The sequence below is a fragment of the Comamonas avium genome (assembly GCF_014836675.1).
In the GTDB taxonomy this organism is placed as follows: domain Bacteria; phylum Pseudomonadota; class Gammaproteobacteria; order Burkholderiales; family Burkholderiaceae_C; genus Comamonas; species Comamonas avium.
The window spans coordinates 393,933-409,221 of sequence record NZ_JACSQK010000001.1 but is presented as its reverse complement, the minus strand read 5'-3'; the positions used below and the strand labels follow the sequence as shown (position 1 = coordinate 409,221).

Genomic DNA, 15,289 nt, shown 5'->3' with positions numbered 1-15,289 from the left:
AGGGCCCTGCCCTGAGGTTTAGTCCTCACTGGCGCGCGGGTAGCCTGCATCTGCCCAGCGCTGCGCAGATGTGCGGGTGAGGCTGTGATCAGGGCGGGCTTGTACCTTGGCCAGCTGGCTGCCGTCTGCAGCAGTGGCCGTAAGAGTGGCGGTGGGGTTCTCCTCATCAGGCTCAATATCAAGGGCCACCGTCACGCGCAATCCGCGAACTTCAATCTCAATCGTTTTGTGCAGCAGCGCTGCCTGGTGCTGTTCATGCCGACGTATTATTTCGTTGGCAGTTTTCACCAGCGTATTGAAGGCCGACACGTCGAGTGGCTTGGGACTTTTCTTGTCACGGCCCATGGTCCATGGGCCGACCAAGGCGGGTTCCGCTTGGCCGTCTTGGGTCATTGATACAGCCCAGCCATCGTCGTCTTCATTCTTGATTACGCGGGCTTCCCAGCCCTTGTGATGCCAAAGGCGGTCTTCGAAGATGGAGAGGTCTTCTTGTTCGAGTTGTACTGACATGCTGGGCCTTTTTTGCAGCTAACAAATCCAAAGTCTACTGTGCATTTATACAGTTTTATGAAACTGGGTCTACGCCAAGGTAGAAATTCCTGAGCTGAACGCGTGATTAAGCCGGCTCAAAATGCTTTCACCCATGAGGGCTGGCTGTGCTCGAATGTGGATGCAACGGCCACCTTCAGCCCGCGAATGTCAATCACATCAGAGCCTGCGCCCTGCGCCCTGCGCGCGTTGGCCAGCATGGCAAGGCGGCAACCTCTCGCTGCTCATGGTGGATAGAACTTGAGCCAGCACTTGCTCTGCGCGTAGGATGCGTAGGCCCCTCCCGTCGAAATCCGATGGAATGTGCAAGCACAAGGGCAACTTTTCCATACTACGGAGTTAAATCATGAGCGACAAACCCACAATCGTCCTGGTGCATGGCTTCTGGGGAGGGGCGGCACATTGGAGCAAGGTTATCGTTGAACTTTCGAGCAAGGGCTATACCAAGCTGCGCGCGGTTGAGATGCCGCTGACCTCGCTGGCCGAAGATGCTGAGCGCACGCGCAAGATGGTGGCGCAGCAGCCGGGCCCGGTGCTGCTGGTTGGACATTCGTACGGCGGCGCGGTCATCACTGAAGCAGGCGACATGAACAATGTGGTCGGCCTGGTCTACATCGCCGCTTTTGCACCCGACGCCGGCGAAAGCCCGGCCAGTATCAGCCAAGCCCACCCACCTGCCGCGATTGCCAATCTTGCACCCGACAGTGATGGCTACCTGTGGGCCCGGTATGACAAGTTTCACGAGAGTTTCTGTCAGGACTTGACCGCAGATGAATCACTGGTCATGGCGGTGACGCAGAAAGCGCCACTGGCTAGCACCTTTGGCGACAACGTCACAGCACCTGCATGGAAGAACAAGCCCTGCTGGTACCAGATTTCCAGCGAAGACCGAATGATTCATCCGGAAAACCAAAAGATGATGTCGGCCCGAATGAATCCGCGCAAGGTGCTCACCTTGGCAGCAAGCCATGCGTCCCTGGCTTCGAGGGCGGCCGAGGTCTCGGCGCTGATTGACGAGGCGGCGAGAGAACTCAGCAAACACTAGGCATACGGGGGCAGCTTGAGGGTTGGAGGATCTATCCGCTCATTCGCTCTTTGCGCTGCACGAACTGCGACTTGAGGGCGTTCAAGCCCGCCTCCTCGTTGCGTCAGACTGGCCAACCCTGCAGTTGCGCCATATTCAGCCCAGGTCTTTGGACGTGTCATCTTCGTTGCGTGTGCTGGCAGGAATGCTGAGCACGGGCGCGCTGCCCTGCACCAGTTGCAGCAAGGCTTGTTGCCAGGCTTCCTGGGTACCAATGCGCTGCATGGGCGGCAACGCGGCAACCAGGCGTTTGCCATAGGCCTTGGTGCGCAGCCGCGCATCTGCCACCACCAAAATACCCTGGTCCGTCTCACGGCGGATCAGGCGCCCTGCTCCCTGCTTGAGGGCCATGCAAGCCTCGGGCAGCATGTAATCGGCAAAGGGGCTGCGTCCCAGCATTTCCATTTGCCGTGAACGCGCCTCTACCAGTGGATCATCGGGCGGCGGAAAAGGCAGCTTGTCGATGACCACCAGCTGGAGCGCATCGCCGGGAATGTCGACCCCCTCCCAGAACGTGGAAGACGCCACCAGAATGCAGCCACGGCCATGGAGCGTGCCTGCGCGAAAGCGCTCCATCAGTACATGTTTTGGCCCCTGGCCCTGCACCAGTACGTCCATGGGTTCCAGCAAACCAAAGCGCTGCTGCAGCTGTTGTCCAATGGCACCCAGCGCTTTAAGCGTTGTGGTCAGCACCAAGGTGCGCCCTCCCAAGGCGGCAGCACCATCGCCCGCCAGCTGAGCCACAGCAGCGCTGTGTGCCACCTGCTGCGCGGGCTCTGGAATGTCCTCGGGCACATACAGCACGGCCTGGCTTGCGTAATCAAAGGGGCTGTCTACTCTGAGCACCTGGGCCTGGCGCAGACCACAGGTTTCAGTAAACCAGCGCAAATCCTCGTCATCTCCCAGCGTGGCAGAGGTAAACACCCACGCTTTGCTGGGCTGCGGTGCCGGATCGTCCGCTTCTTGCGGCTGCATGTGCGCACGCATTAAATGCGCAATGGTCAGCGGTGACTCCATCAAGCGCAGGTGGAGGCGCGTTACTTCCAGCCAGCGCACGGCATCATCGGGCACCGGCTGCGCAAAACTGGCCAGTTGCGAAAGCAGACGTGCGCCGCGCTCATACAGAGCCACCAAGGCATGGGCGGTTTCTGCCACCTTGGCCAAAACCAGCAGCAAGGCGCGCAAGGATTGCCCCACTGCATGCAGGCCACCGCGCCAGGCTTTGTCTGACACCCCTTCTGGCGCGGCCCCCAGCCACCGCAGGCGGCTGCCGGGGGCAATGCCGGCCCCTACAGCACGCCATTCGTTGAGCGCGTGCTCAAGCTGCCCCAACAGTTGCATCCAGTCTGCCAGACCGCGTGCATGCAACGTTACATCGGCCAGCACATCCTTGATATAGCTTTGCAGCTGGCGCGTTCCCAGCACCCAGCCGGCAAACTGAATGCCTGTTTCATTGAGCTGGTGCGCCTCGTCAATGACCACTACGCCAGCCGTTGGCAGCAACTGCGCCACGCCAGAGTCACGCACTTCCATGTCGGCAAAAAACAGGTGATGGTTGACCACGCAGACATCAGCCTGCAGGGCCTGCGCACGTGCCGTGTTGACGTGGCACTGTTCCCAGTGCGCACAGCTGCTGCCCACGCAGTTGTCTTTGGTGGATGTGACCAAGGCCGCCACCGTAGAGTTTTCTGCCAGCCCGGGCAGCTCGGCCAGATCTCCTGAGCGCGTGCCACGCGACCAGTCCTGTACCCGTGCCACAGCCCGCAGCACTTGCGGATCCAGCGGCACTTTGCTCTGGTGCACCAGCCCCAGACGGTGCAGGCAGACATAGCTGGAGCGCCCTTTCAAGCGGGCCACACGCAGTGGCAGGCCCAGCGCCTGTACCAACCGAGGCAAGTCGCGCAGATACAGCTGGTCTTGCAATGCCTTGGTGGCCGTGGAAACCAGCACGCGCTGCCCACTCAAAAGCGCAGGCACCAGGTAAGAGAAGGTTTTGCCCACCCCGGTGCCCGCCTCCACCACCAGCACGCCACCATCTTCAATCGTCTGTGCCACCGCCATTGCCATCTCGGTTTGCCCGGCGCGGGGACGAAAGTGGGGTTCTGCACGCGAAAGCCAGCCGTCTTGTGCAAAAGCGGCGGCCACTTGGTCGTGCAAACTCATGGGCTGTTGGGCAAAGGTATTAAAAGAGTAGCTTAAAGCGCTTTATTGACGGGGTTTTCAAATAGTTTTCTATTTGAAACCCTTGCAAACACAGCGCTGGCAGCTCCTATTTCTTTAAGGCTTGGGCAATTCTGATGGAATTGGCAACGGCACGCCCTTGCGATTGGCGATGTCATTGGCTTTGTTGGCACGGCGCGCTTGTGCGGCTTTTTGCTTGTCTTGCGTGTCTTTTTGAGCCTTGGCACTTCGCTCAGCCTCAGTCAATTCACGGCTGGCCGTGTCTGCCTGGTGCTTTTGCACCCGCGCAGCTTGCGCCGCCGCACGCTCCCCGGCTACCGTGTCACGCTCAGACAGCGCCTGCTCCACATCCGCCTGTGATTTTGCCGGATGCGCCCCCGACTCCTGCGAGCGAGATGTAGCGTTGACAGGGGCAGGAACGCGCTTTTCGTTGCGCTTTTGCTCAATGGTGCGCAAGCGCTCTGCCGCTTTTTCCTGCCGCTCTGCGCTGTTGAGCTGCAGTTCGCGCTCATGCAGCACCGTGTCTTGCTCACGCGCCTTGCTGCGCACCTGGCGCAAGCAGCTTTCAACCGCAAAGCGCTGCCAGCACTCTTTTTCCGCTTCCAGCTTGCGCTGCTGAATCTGGGCACGCTGGGTCGCAATTTCTTGGCGCTCTTTCGCACGCTGTTGCGCACCGTGCTGCAGCTCGGCCTGGTGCGACTGCTCGTTCACGGCATTTGCAGGCTGTGCGAAAGCAGTCAAGGTCAGCGTGCCCAAGGCAAGCACACTCAGAGTACGGGAGAGCAAGCAAGAAGATTTCATAGTGCCTAAGTTCAGGTCAGTCCTGTATCTACCACCCGACGTTCGAGGGCAAGGAATTCCTGAGATTGCATTTCGTTCAAGCGTGACACTGTACGCGGAAATTCGTGGGCCAGTGGCCCTTCGGTGTACAGCTGCTCGGGCGGTACTGCGGCAGACATGACCAGCTTGACACGGCGGTCATACATCACATCAATCAGCCAGGTAAACCGGCGTGCAGGTGAAGCCATGTTCACAGGCATGAAGGGCACGTTGGACAGCAGCACCGTGTGAAATTGCGAGGCAATTTCAAGGTAATCATTTTGCGAGCGCGGGCCCCCGCACAGCTCACGGAAGTCAAACCAGATCACGCCACCAGCACGGCGCACTGCTGCAATTTCACGTGACTCGATCTTGAACATGGGCTTTTCGTCCGGCACATCGGCCAGTTGCTCAAAAGCCTCCTGCATGGAGGCATCGGCCTCAGGCCCCAGCGGGCAATGGTAAAGCTGCACCAACTCCAGCGTGCGGCGACGGTAGTCTGTGCCGTTGTCAACATTCACCACATCCATGCGGGTATTGAGCAGGTCAATCGCTGGCAGGATACGGTCGCGGTGCAGGCCATCCGGGTACAGGCCATCTGGCGTGAAATTGGAAGTGGTCACAAAACCCACGCCGTTATCAAACAGCGACACCAGCAGGCGGTACAAGATCATGGCGTCGGTGATGTCCGCCACGTGAAATTCGTCAAAACAGATCAGCTTGTAGCGCTTGGAAATCTTCAACCCCAGGGCATCCAGCGGGTTTTGCGTACCTTGCAGCAGGTGCAGCTCACGGTGCACCTCGCGCATGAATTCGTGAAAGTGCAAGCGCACTTTGCGTTTGATAGGCACTGCATTGAAAAAACAGTCCATCAGAAAACTTTTTCCACGCCCTACCCCGCCGTACATGTACACGCCACGCGGAATCTCTGGTTTCTGAAAAATCTTCTTGATCGCGTTCGATCGCTTGGATTTGTACGCCGCCCAGTCGTCGGCACAGCGCTGCAGCGCATCTACGGCGCGCAGCTGGGCGGGGTCGGCGGTAAAACCTTTAGCGGCGAGTTCGGCCTCGTAGGCCGCACGGACAGACAGACTCATGCTCATCCAGCTTTCTCGTTGTGCCACCCAACCCGCAGGCGGTGAAACACAAACCTTTAAAACGATAGCGCCAAGCGCAGGCTAAACCTGGGCTTGGCGGCTATGTGGCTTCTAAAAAAAGATTAGAAGTTCAGCGTACGCTTGTCCACCGCCAAAGCGGCTTCCTTGGTCGACTCCGACAGCGAGGGGTGTGCGTGGCAGATACGGGCGATGTCTTCGGCCGAGGCCTTGAACTCCATGGCTACCACGGCTTCAGAGATCAGCTCCGACACCATCGGGCCCACCATGTGCACGCCCAGAATTTCGTCAGTCTCAGCATCGGCAATGAACTTCACCATACCGGTGGTGTCACCCAGCGCACGGGCACGGCCATTGGCCAGGAAGGGGAAAGAGCCCGCCTTGTACTTCACGCCTTCAGCCTTGAGCTGCTGCTCATTGCGGCCCACCCATGCCACTTCAGGGCTGGTGTAAATCACAGAAGGCAGTGTCGCAAAATTCACATGACCATGCTGACCAGCGATGCGTTCGGCCACGGCCACGGCCTCTTCTTCAGCCTTGTGTGCCAGCATGGGGCCGCGCACCACGTCACCCACCGCCCACACGCCAGGCAGGTTGGTCTTGCAGTTGTCGTCCACCACGATCTGACCACGCTCGTCCAGCGCCAGGCCCACCGCTTCAGCGTTCAGGCCGTTGGTGTTGGCAGTACGGCCAATCGAGACGATCAGCTTGTCGGCTTCCAGCGTCTGTGCTTCGCCCTTGGCGTTGGTGTATTCCAGCTTCACGCCCTTGCCTGAAGTGTCAACATTGCCAATCTTCACGCCCAGCTCAATCTTCAGACCTTGCTTGTCAAAGGCCTTCTTGGCTTCCTTGGCGATTTGCTCGTCCACGGCAGGCAGGAACTTGTCCATACCTTCCAGCACGATCACTTCGGTACCCAGACGGCGCCATACGGAGCCCATTTCCAGACCGATCACGCCAGCGCCAATCAGCACCAGCTTCTTGGGCGCAGCACCGATGTCCAGCGCGCCGTCGTTGGACAGCACTTTTTGCTCATCAAAAGGCAGTCCTGGCAATGCACGGGCATTGGAGCCAGTTGCAACCACCACCTGCGGTGCCAACAAGGTCTCTTCAGCCTTGCCTGCCACCTTGATCTCGTAGCCACCTTCGACGGCCTTGGAAAACGAAGCCGTGCCGTGGAAGAAGGTGACCTTGTTCTTCTTGAACAGGTACAGGATACCGTCGTTGTTTTGCTTCACGATGGCGTCCTTGCGGGCGATCATCTTGCTCACATCCATGGCCACGTCGCCTGTGCTGATACCGTGGTCAGCAAAGTGCAGCTTGGCGTGTTCAAAGTGCTCGGACGACTGCAGCAGCGCCTTGGAAGGAATGCAGCCCACGTTGGTGCAGGTGCCACCGGGTGCTGGTGTGCCGGCCTTGGTGGACCATGCATCAATACAGGCCACGCTCTTGCCCAGCTGGGCAGCACGAATGGCTGCGATGTAGCCGCCGGGGCCTGCGCCAATCACGATAACGTCAAATTGCTTGCTCATAACTCAAAATCTCTTGTCTGAAGTGCTTGGAAAAAACCCACCGCTGGGCGTGGCCGAGGGTGGGTTTTATCGATCTGTGAACCCGTAGCAATTACAGGTCAAACAGCAGGCGCGATGGGTCTTCCAGCGCATCCTTCATGGCAACCAGGCCCAGCACAGCTTCGCGGCCGTCAATGATGCGGTGGTCATACGACATGGCAAAGTAGTTCATGGGGCGAACCACAACCTGGCCGTTTTCCACCACAGCACGGTCCTTGGTGGCGTGCACGCCCAAAATAGCGGACTGTGGGGGGTTGATGATGGGGGTGGACATCATGGAGCCGAAAGTGCCGCCATTGGAGATGGAGAAGGTACCGCCAGTCATTTCTTCCAGACCCAGCTTGCCGTCAGCAGCCTTCTTGCCAAATTCAGCAATCTTCTTTTCGATGTCGGCAAAGCTCATCTGGTCAGCATTGCGCAAGATCGGTACAACCAGACCACGGGGCGAGCCCACCGCAATACCGATGTCAAAGTAGCCGTGGTAGACGATGTCGTTGCCGTCCACCGATGCGTTCAGCACGGGGTATTTCTTCAGAGCATGCACTGCGGCCTTCACAAAGAAGGACATGAAGCCCAGCTTCACACCGTGTTCTTTGGTGAAGTCGTCCTGGAACTTCTTGCGCAGGGCCATCACGGGCGCCATGTTCACTTCGTTGAACGTGGTCAAGATGGCGTTGGTCGATTGCGATTGCAGCAGACGCTCAGCCACACGTGCACGCAGACGTGTCATGGGCACGCGCTGCTCTGGGCGACCCGACAGGTCTTCCTTGACTGCAGGAGCGGCCACTTGGGGCAGCGCAGCCTTGGGTGCGCCTGTAGGAATGCTTGCACCTGCCTTGATGGCGGACAGTGCATCACCCTTGGTCACGCGGCCATCCTTGCCGGAACCAGCCACATTGGCAGCCGACAGGTTGTTCTCAGCCAAAATTTTGGCTGCAGCGGGCATCGCCACATCACCCTTGTTGGCAGCAGCGGCAGGCGCAGCAGCCACAGGTGCAGCAGCAGCGGGGGCTGCAGCAGGCGCGGCAGCGCCGGCAACAGCTTCAGAGTCGATCTTGGCGATCAACTGCTCTGCCGTCACGGTAGCGCCGTCACCTTGCAAAATCTCTGTGATCACGCCAGCCGAAGGGGCAGGCACTTCCAGCACGACCTTGTCGGTTTCAATTTCGATCAGGATTTCGTCCACTGCGACGGCCTCGCCGACCTTTTTCTTCCAAGTGAGCATGGTCGCTTCAGCGATGGACTCGGACAGCTGGGGAACTTTAACTTCTACGATTGCCATTTTGAATTCTTTCCAAAAAGTGTTTGACACCCTGCGTCATGCGCAGGGTCTGTCAGCTTTGATTACTTGGTCAGGACAAAACCCTTGAGCTTGGAGAACGCGGCTTCGACCAGGTTCTTTTGCTGCTCTTGGTGCAGGTGTGCATAACCGACGGCTGGAGATGCAGAGGCAGCACGACCAGCGTAACCCAGCTTTTGGCCTTCTTGCATGTTTTCGTAGATGTTGTGCTGAATGAAGAACCACGCACCTTGGTTTTGCGGTTCGTCCTGGCACCACACCAGGTCCTTGGCGTTGGGGAACTTCTTGAGTTCAGTCTCAAAAGCCTTGTGCGGGAAGGGGTAAACCTGCTCAACGCGCACGATGGCCACGTCGTCAACTTCCTTCTCTGCACGCTTCTTGACGAGGTCGTAGTAGACCTTGCCAGAACAGGCAATCACGCGCTTGACCTTGTCGCCCTTGGCAACAATCGACTCATCACGCTCACCAATCACGGTCTGGAACGCACCCTTGGTGAATTCAGACAATGGCGAAGTTGCATCCTTGTTACGCAACAGCGACTTGGGTGTCATGATGACCAGAGGCTTGCGCAGGTTGCGCACCATCTGACGACGCAACACGTGGAAGATCTGGCTGGCCGTAGTGGGCTGCACGATCTGCATGTTGGTGTCTGCTGCCAATTGCAGGAAGCGCTCCAGACGGGCCGAGCTGTGCTCAGGACCCTGGCCTTCATAGCCGTGCGGCAGCATCAATGTCAGACCATTGATACGACCCCACTTGACTTCACCCGAGGCGATGAACTGGTCAATCACCACTTGTGCGCCATTGGCGAAGTCACCGAACTGCGCTTCCCAGATCACCAGTGTGTTGGGATCGTTCGAGGCATAGCCGTATTCAAAGCCCAGCACTGCTTCTTCAGACAGGATGGAGTCAATGACAACGAACGGAGCCTGATTTTCAGCCACGTTCTGCAGCGGAATGTAGGTGCCTTCGCTCCATTTTTCACGCTTTTGATCGTGAACCACCGAGTGACGGTGGGTAAAGGTGCCACGGCCACAGTCTTCACCAGACAGACGCACGGGATAGCCAGAAGCCACCAACGATGCGAAAGCCATGTGCTCGCCCATGCCCCAGTCCACATTCACTTCACCACGGCCCATGGCTGCACGGTCGTCATAAACCTTCTTGACCAGCGAGTGCGGGTTGACAGATTCAGGCAGCGTAGTGATCTTTTCAGCCAAACGCTTCCACTCGGCCAGCGGGATGGCGGTATCACCGGCATCGGTCCACTTCTTGCCCAGGAAGGGGCTCCAGTCCACAGCGTATTGGCTCTTGAAGTTGGTCAGCACCACTTCTTGCGTGTGACGGCCTTCGTCCATGGCCGCGCGGTATGCCTTGGCCATGTCTTCGCCCAGCGTGTCACCCAGACCTTGGGCCGCCAGTTTGTCTGCGTACAGCTTGCGCGTACCGGGGTGGGCAGCGATGGTCTTGTACATCAGCGGCTGTGTCAGCGCAGGGGTGTCCTGTTCGTTGTGGCCCAGCTTGCGGAAGCACACAATGTCCACCACCACGTCTTGCTGGAACTCCATGCGGTAGTCCAGTGCCAGCTGCATACACAGCGCCACGGCTTCTGGGTCGTCACCGTTGACGTGCAGCACGGGCGACTCCACCATCTTCACGATGTCCGTGCAGTATGTGGTCGATCCCTTGTCGCGAGGGTCAGAGGTGGTGAAACCAATCTGGTTATTGATGATGATGTGCACTGTGCCGCCGGTGGAGTAACCACGGGTTTGCATCAGCGCCAAAGTCTCTTGGTTCACGCCTTGGCCAGCAAAAGCTGCATCACCATGCACCAGCACAGGCAGTACTTGCTTGCCGTGAGGGTCATTGCGACGATCCATGCGCGAGCGCACAGAGCCTTCAACCACCGGGTTCACAATTTCCAGGTGAGAAGGGTTGAACGCCAGTGACAGGTGAACTGGACCGCCTGCGGTCGAGACATCAGAGCTGAAACCTTGGTGGTACTTCACGTCACCAGCAGGCAGATCTTCAGGTGCAGTGTGGTCAAACTCGGCAAACAAGTCCTTGGGCATCTTGCCCAGGGTATTCACCAGCACGTTCAGACGGCCGCGGTGGGCCATGCCCATCACAACTTCTTGCACGCCTTGCTTGCCACTGGCGCTGATCAGCTCGTCCATCGCAACGATGAACGACTCGCCACCTTCCAGCGAGAAGCGCTTCTGGCCCACGTACTTCGTGTGCAGATAACGCTCAAGGCCTTCAGCAGCAGTCAGACGGTCAAGAATGCGCTTCTTTTGGTCTGCATTGAGTACGGGTTTGGAACGAATGGTTTCCAGGCGCTGCTGCCACCAGCGCTTTTGCACCTGGTCTGTGGCATACATGTACTCGACACCAATGGTGCCGCAGTAAGTTTCGCGCAGTGCGTTCAGCAACTCGCGCAAGGACATCGTTTCCTTGCCAAAGAATGTGTTGCCAACGTTGAACACGGTTTCCTGGTCGGCATCAGAGAAGCCGTAGAAAGCAGGATCGAGTTCAGGAATATCGGGGCGCTCGGTGCGCTTGAGGGGATCCAGATCCGCCCAACGCTGACCCACGTTGCGGTATGCCGCAATCAGCTGCTGAACTGCGGTGCGCTTGCGACCCAGCTCAGAATCTGCGCCCGAAGCCACCACCACCTTGGTACCACCTTGCTTGGCGCGTTCAGCGAAAGCATTGATGACAGGGAGGTGGGGAACGTCTTTGGCATCTGAGCCATCTACAGCAGGAACGTGCTGCAGGGCGTCGAAATACTCGCGCCAAGAATCTGGGACGCTACCTGGGTTAGACAGATAGTTCTCATACATTTCTTCGACATAAGGGGCATTGCCGCCGAAGAGATACGTGTTGCCTTGATAGGCTTGGTAGACAGTGGGCTGATCGCTCATATTCCGCTGACCTCAGCTTTCCTTGAGAAAGCATTAGCTGGTTGGTAAACCTCCCGCGACACGGCTATACCGATTTGCGGATGCGACTGTGGCTAAGGAAGGGCCTGATGTTGCTGCACAGTATTGTGCCATTGAAAGCAATAGTTAGCGGCGAAGGTCTTATGTAAGACTGAAGTAAATTGTTCTTGCACTGCAGCAAAAATCGCATCCACAAGTGCGCACTCAGGCCGATGCCACACTATTGCGCTGCTTATTCCGATATTTCTGCACGTGCTGTCAGGCCTTGCAACCGCTGCACAGGGATATCCACGATGGCGCTTTCCGCAGCGCGAACAGACGTCGTCAAGTGCTGAATCAGGTCCGCCGTGGTCGAACAACGGGTCATCATCAAACATGTAACCTCTGCACCTGCGACACGCGTGGTGTGCCAGCACCCCGGCGCCATGCATACACCCTGCCCTTGCAGCACACGGAATGCGGCCAAGGTGTCCAGATCGGGGCTGCCATCCACAGCGCTTTGCGCAACAACCTGGATGACTTCCCCCGTCAGCGGCACGATAGCTTGCTGCGTCAGCAGGTGTTTTTCCAGATTGGAGAACTCTGGAGAGCGGTTGCGGTAGTTGACCCACAACAGTTCTGCATCACCGCCCTCGCCTGTATTGAACAGGTGTTCCTGCCAGAAATCGGTGGCAGGGTTCGAAAACAGCGGCACGCCATTGCCATCGGGCATGGGTTTACCCAGCATCCAGCCGTAAGGCCAAAACGCACCCGGTGTCAGATCATTAATGTTCAATTTACCAATGCTAGTCATGCAGATCCCTGTTATGGCCTGGCTGGCTTGCCCCGTTCAGAAACCCCGGCCTCATCGCCCAAGTTGCTGCACACAGACGCTGCCCATCTGTTGAGACACAGGCAACTCGCGTACATTCCGGATATTCCCTGCTCTTGGTGCCCTGCACTTTTGGCTCATGCCTTCTCAAAACACTACCAATAAAACTTTCCTACTGCTGCTTGCGGCAGTAAGCGCTGGTTTTGCCATGATTTTGTGGCCATTCATCGGCGCAGTATTTTGGGCACTGGTCTTAGCGATTTTGTTTCATCCCCTCAACAAAAAGCTTTTACACAGATTTCCCAACAAGCCCAATTTAACGGCACTGGTCACTCTTGTCCTGTGTTTGCTGGTGGTCATCTTGCCACTGGTCCTTATTGGAACATCGGTCGTCAATGAGACAGTGCTTATCTACAACCGCATGTCTTCTGGCCAACTGGACTTTGGCAATTACTTTCAGCAAATCAATGCCGCCATGCCCGGCTGGCTTTTGCAATTTTTAGAGCGTATCGACCTGGCATCTGCCCGAGAAATTCAAGAAAAACTCTCTGGCGTTGCCGCAGAAGCCGGAAAATTGATTGCCGGCAAAGCCATGGAGGTTGGACAAAACACACTGGGATTTGTCGTGAGCTTTGGTGTCATGCTTTATTTGCTGTTTTTCCTGCTGCGCGACGGAACCAGGCTGGCCACTCGCATCCGCGATGCCATTCCCATGGAAAAAGAGCACAAGCAAAGTTTGATAGAAAAGTTCGCTACGGTGATTCGCGCCACGATCAAAGGCAATCTTGCAGTGGCTACCGCACAAGGCGCACTGGGTGGCTTGATTTTCTGGATTCTGGATATTCAAGGCCCAGTGCTGTGGGGTGTTTTGATGGCGTTCCTGTCGCTGCTGCCTGCCGTAGGCGCCAGCTTGATATGGGGCCCTGTCTCCATTTATTTCCTCGCCACTGGCAACCCCACACAAGGACTGGTCCTTGCAGCTTATGGTGTCCTCGTCATCGGCTTGGTTGACAACGTACTTCGTCCTATCCTGGTCGGAAAGGACACCAAGATGCCCGACTACATTGTCTTGATCTCAACATTAGGCGGCATGTCCATTTTCGGACTCACAGGCTTTGTCATTGGCCCTGCTATTGCCGCCCTATTTATTGCATGCTGGGACATTTTTAGCCCGCAGCAACTGCCCGAAAAAGGGTGAACTGAGGCTTCAACAAATAATCCGCCAACTGGCGGATTATTTGTTTCTGAGTTCGCGGTAATTCGCTGATCACCATTCGCCCACGCTGCGAACTATGTGATCAAAATCTTGCGGCAGGCTTGCACCAGCAACAGCTGGAGAGCTGGCAACACCCATTGATCCAGCGCCCAAACCTTGACCAAGCTGCGTCGACGATGGCAGCGGCGGTGGCTCCAGATGCTCGCGACCAAAAGTATGACTGGCAAGCAGGCTGGGCGTAGAAGGTAGCGTGGTCATGGCAGTTATCTCCTTGTGCACACTTTAAAAAGATACCGCCCAGCAGCCCGTAGGACAGCTTGCTTTTGGCGTGTCGCTCAATACACTGTCGCGCACGGAGATTCCAAAGCCCTGCGCTGCGGGCCCACTCCCTTGGTTTAAGCTCGCCGGGCTATGCCGCAAACCATTTCCCGTGCTACACACCACGAACTCATCATCAAAAAAAGCCGTTTCATTTGCTGCGTGCAACCCATGCAAAATCGCCCCACAGCCCAGGCTGTTGTCGATGCGCTGCGCAAAGAGTACCCCGGTGCAGCCCATGTCTGCTGGGCACTGCTGGCGGGCGGGCAATCAGCAGCGGTTGATGATGGCGAGCCCAGCGGCACTGCGGGCCGCCCCATGCTGGAAGTGCTGCGACATCAAGAGCTAGAAGGTGTTCTGGCCACCGTGGTGCGCTACTTTGGAGGCATCAAGCTGGGTGCTGGAGGGCTGGTGCGGGCTTATACAGACAGCGTTGCACAAACATTGCTCCTCGCCGAAAAAATCACATTGCAACGCGTGATCACTCTGCAATGCAGCATCCCCTATTCCATGGAAGGATGGCTGCGGCGTGAACTGGAGCTGGCCCAGGCCACGCTGCTGAACGTGCGCCACCAAACTGCGGTGCACATGCAGTGGAGCCTCGCTGAATCGCAAAGCGCCCCCCTCATACAGCGCCTGAACGAAGGCGGTCAGGGGCGCATCGACTGGCTGAAGTTCTGGCCCAATTGAAAACACCAATGCCGGATGAAGGCGGCGATTGCACTTTTTATTGCGCCTTTGGCTGTGGCGGTGCAGTTTTAGAGTCAGTCCATTCTGACTTTCTGACTGCATGGGCTCAACATCATGGATCTTCGCTACACCAATGCCTTGCGCAACGCGACCAATGCTTGGTCTCACAACCGTGTGACCGACACTACCACCATGCAGGACCTCAAAAGGCGCGCGCACACAGAACAAAAAAATTCTGCGCAAGAGACAGCAACCACACTCAACGCTACACAGATGGGCATTTTGCAACCCGAGTTGGCGCGCTATGGCAACCTGGGCACCAAACTTAATCTGTTCGCTTAAGGCGTGAGCCACGCCTTGGGCAGAGGTAAATCGCATTACATTGCGGGGATGAACCACACCACGCCAACGCCAGAACTAGCTGACAAGCCTTCCCACCCTTTGGTTGCTGCACTGACTGCCGTACGCAAGTCACGCCAGATGACGCAGGCCGATCTTGCCAGCCAGGCCGGCTTGTCGCGCATGACCGTACAGCGCCTGGAGAGCAACGGCTTAGACCCACGCCTATCCACCTTGCAAGAGATGGCCCGGGTGCTGGGCCAGGAACTGGTTGTCATTCCGGCTCAACTGCATGAGGCGCACGAGCAATGGCTACAAGAACGCACTGCGGTGTAAGCAGGGCCATCTCACTCA

Annotated in this window: 15 protein-coding genes; 5 read left to right on the top strand and 10 right to left on the bottom strand. The window is 57.4% G+C overall.

The features are described from left to right. Window positions 1–18: 18 nt before the first annotated feature. Window positions 19–510 (bottom strand): hypothetical protein, encoded by a 492-nt coding sequence (locus H9646_RS01835; protein WP_191721615.1) that lies wholly within the window; start codon window positions 508–510, stop codon window positions 19–21. Window positions 511–626: 116 nt separating this feature from the next. Further along, window positions 627–749: a hypothetical protein gene (locus tag H9646_RS18540; RefSeq protein WP_263598935.1), complete on the bottom strand. Its 123-nt coding sequence runs from the start codon at window positions 747–749 to the stop codon at window positions 627–629. Window positions 750–895: 146 nt separating this feature from the next. Between H9646_RS18540 and H9646_RS01830 the strand changes: the two genes are divergently transcribed. After that, window positions 896–1,594 (top strand): alpha/beta hydrolase, encoded by a 699-nt coding sequence (locus H9646_RS01830; protein WP_191721614.1) that lies wholly within the window; start codon window positions 896–898, stop codon window positions 1,592–1,594. A gap of 135 nt (window positions 1,595–1,729) precedes the next feature. On the opposite strand, the gene H9646_RS01825 is transcribed toward H9646_RS01830, so the two are convergent. The 7 genes from H9646_RS01825 to H9646_RS01795 all read right to left on the bottom strand — a co-directional run bounded on the left by H9646_RS01825 (window position 1,730) and on the right by H9646_RS01795 (window position 12,354). Next, window positions 1,730–3,796, bottom strand: a complete 2,067-nt coding sequence (locus H9646_RS01825) for an ATP-dependent DNA helicase (RefSeq protein WP_191721613.1) — start codon at window positions 3,794–3,796, stop codon at window positions 1,730–1,732. 114 nt (window positions 3,797–3,910) lie between these two features. Beyond that, complete coding sequence (locus H9646_RS01820; protein WP_191721612.1) at window positions 3,911–4,615, bottom strand: hypothetical protein; 705 nt, start codon at window positions 4,613–4,615, stop codon at window positions 3,911–3,913. An 11-nt stretch (window positions 4,616–4,626) separates the two neighbouring features. Further along, window positions 4,627–5,724: a cell division protein ZapE gene (gene zapE / locus H9646_RS01815; RefSeq protein ID WP_191721786.1), complete on the bottom strand. Its 1,098-nt coding sequence runs from the start codon at window positions 5,722–5,724 to the stop codon at window positions 4,627–4,629. 128 nt (window positions 5,725–5,852) lie between these two features. After that, complete coding sequence (gene lpdA / locus H9646_RS01810) at window positions 5,853–7,280, bottom strand: dihydrolipoyl dehydrogenase (protein WP_191721611.1); 1,428 nt, start codon at window positions 7,278–7,280, stop codon at window positions 5,853–5,855. 91 nt (window positions 7,281–7,371) lie between these two features. After that, window positions 7,372–8,601 (bottom strand): 2-oxoglutarate dehydrogenase complex dihydrolipoyllysine-residue succinyltransferase, encoded by a 1,230-nt coding sequence (gene odhB / locus H9646_RS01805; RefSeq protein ID WP_191721610.1) that lies wholly within the window; start codon window positions 8,599–8,601, stop codon window positions 7,372–7,374. A 62-nt stretch (window positions 8,602–8,663) separates the two neighbouring features. After that, entirely contained in the window at window positions 8,664–11,543 is a 2,880-nt protein-coding gene (locus tag H9646_RS01800) for a 2-oxoglutarate dehydrogenase E1 component (RefSeq protein ID WP_191721609.1), read from the bottom strand. Window positions 11,544–11,793: 250 nt separating this feature from the next. Then, window positions 11,794–12,354, bottom strand: a complete 561-nt coding sequence (locus H9646_RS01795; protein WP_191721608.1) for an ureidoglycolate lyase — start codon at window positions 12,352–12,354, stop codon at window positions 11,794–11,796. A 157-nt stretch (window positions 12,355–12,511) separates the two neighbouring features. Between H9646_RS01795 and H9646_RS01790 the strand changes: the two genes are divergently transcribed. Next, complete coding sequence (locus H9646_RS01790) at window positions 12,512–13,570, top strand: AI-2E family transporter (RefSeq protein WP_191721607.1); 1,059 nt, start codon at window positions 12,512–12,514, stop codon at window positions 13,568–13,570. 69 nt (window positions 13,571–13,639) lie between these two features. On the opposite strand, the gene H9646_RS01785 is transcribed toward H9646_RS01790, so the two are convergent. Then, window positions 13,640–13,846, bottom strand: coding sequence for a hypothetical protein (locus H9646_RS01785; RefSeq protein WP_191721606.1), 207 nt, complete (start codon window positions 13,844–13,846; stop codon window positions 13,640–13,642). Between the two features lie 153 nt (window positions 13,847–13,999). On the opposite strand from H9646_RS01785, the gene H9646_RS01780 reads away from it, so the two are divergent. From H9646_RS01780 to H9646_RS01770, 3 genes are all read left to right on the top strand, one after another. Continuing rightward, a complete protein-coding gene (locus H9646_RS01780) occupies window positions 14,000–14,596 on the top strand; it encodes an IMPACT family protein (RefSeq protein ID WP_191721605.1) in 597 nt (198 codons plus the stop codon). 114 nt (window positions 14,597–14,710) lie between these two features. Further along, entirely contained in the window at window positions 14,711–14,938 is a 228-nt protein-coding gene (locus tag H9646_RS01775; RefSeq protein WP_191721604.1) for a hypothetical protein, read from the top strand. A 48-nt stretch (window positions 14,939–14,986) separates the two neighbouring features. Beyond that, the gene (locus H9646_RS01770) at window positions 14,987–15,271 is read left to right on the top strand and encodes a helix-turn-helix domain-containing protein (RefSeq protein WP_191721603.1); all 285 of its coding nucleotides are present in this window, start codon (window positions 14,987–14,989) and stop codon (window positions 15,269–15,271) included. Window positions 15,272–15,289 lie beyond the last annotated feature (18 nt).

What these genes read in the sequence shown, in the direction of transcription:
- H9646_RS01835 (WP_191721615.1), bottom strand. Translation starts at nt 510, where the DNA reads ATGTCAGTACAACTCGAACAAGAAGACCTCTCCATCTTCGAAGACCGC.
- H9646_RS18540 (WP_263598935.1), bottom strand. Translation starts at nt 749, where the DNA reads ATGCTGGCCAACGCGCGCAGGGCGCAGGGCGCAGGCTCTGATGTGATT.
- H9646_RS01830 (WP_191721614.1), top strand. Translation starts at nt 896, where the DNA reads ATGAGCGACAAACCCACAATCGTCCTGGTGCATGGCTTCTGGGGAGGG.
- H9646_RS01825 (WP_191721613.1), bottom strand. Translation starts at nt 3,796, where the DNA reads ATGAGTTTGCACGACCAAGTGGCCGCCGCTTTTGCACAAGACGGCTGG.
- H9646_RS01820 (WP_191721612.1), bottom strand. Translation starts at nt 4,615, where the DNA reads ATGAAATCTTCTTGCTTGCTCTCCCGTACTCTGAGTGTGCTTGCCTTG.
- lpdA (WP_191721611.1), bottom strand. Translation starts at nt 7,280, where the DNA reads ATGAGCAAGCAATTTGACGTTATCGTGATTGGCGCAGGCCCCGGCGGC.
- odhB (WP_191721610.1), bottom strand. Translation starts at nt 8,601, where the DNA reads ATGGCAATCGTAGAAGTTAAAGTTCCCCAGCTGTCCGAGTCCATCGCT.
- H9646_RS01800 (WP_191721609.1), bottom strand. Translation starts at nt 11,543, where the DNA reads ATGAGCGATCAGCCCACTGTCTACCAAGCCTATCAAGGCAACACGTAT.
- H9646_RS01795 (WP_191721608.1), bottom strand. Translation starts at nt 12,354, where the DNA reads ATGACTAGCATTGGTAAATTGAACATTAATGATCTGACACCGGGTGCG.
- H9646_RS01790 (WP_191721607.1), top strand. Translation starts at nt 12,512, where the DNA reads ATGCCTTCTCAAAACACTACCAATAAAACTTTCCTACTGCTGCTTGCG.
- H9646_RS01785 (WP_191721606.1), bottom strand. Translation starts at nt 13,846, where the DNA reads ATGACCACGCTACCTTCTACGCCCAGCCTGCTTGCCAGTCATACTTTT.
- H9646_RS01780 (WP_191721605.1), top strand. Translation starts at nt 14,000, where the DNA reads ATGCCGCAAACCATTTCCCGTGCTACACACCACGAACTCATCATCAAA.
- H9646_RS01775 (WP_191721604.1), top strand. Translation starts at nt 14,711, where the DNA reads ATGGATCTTCGCTACACCAATGCCTTGCGCAACGCGACCAATGCTTGG.
- H9646_RS01770 (WP_191721603.1), top strand. Translation starts at nt 14,987, where the DNA reads ATGAACCACACCACGCCAACGCCAGAACTAGCTGACAAGCCTTCCCAC.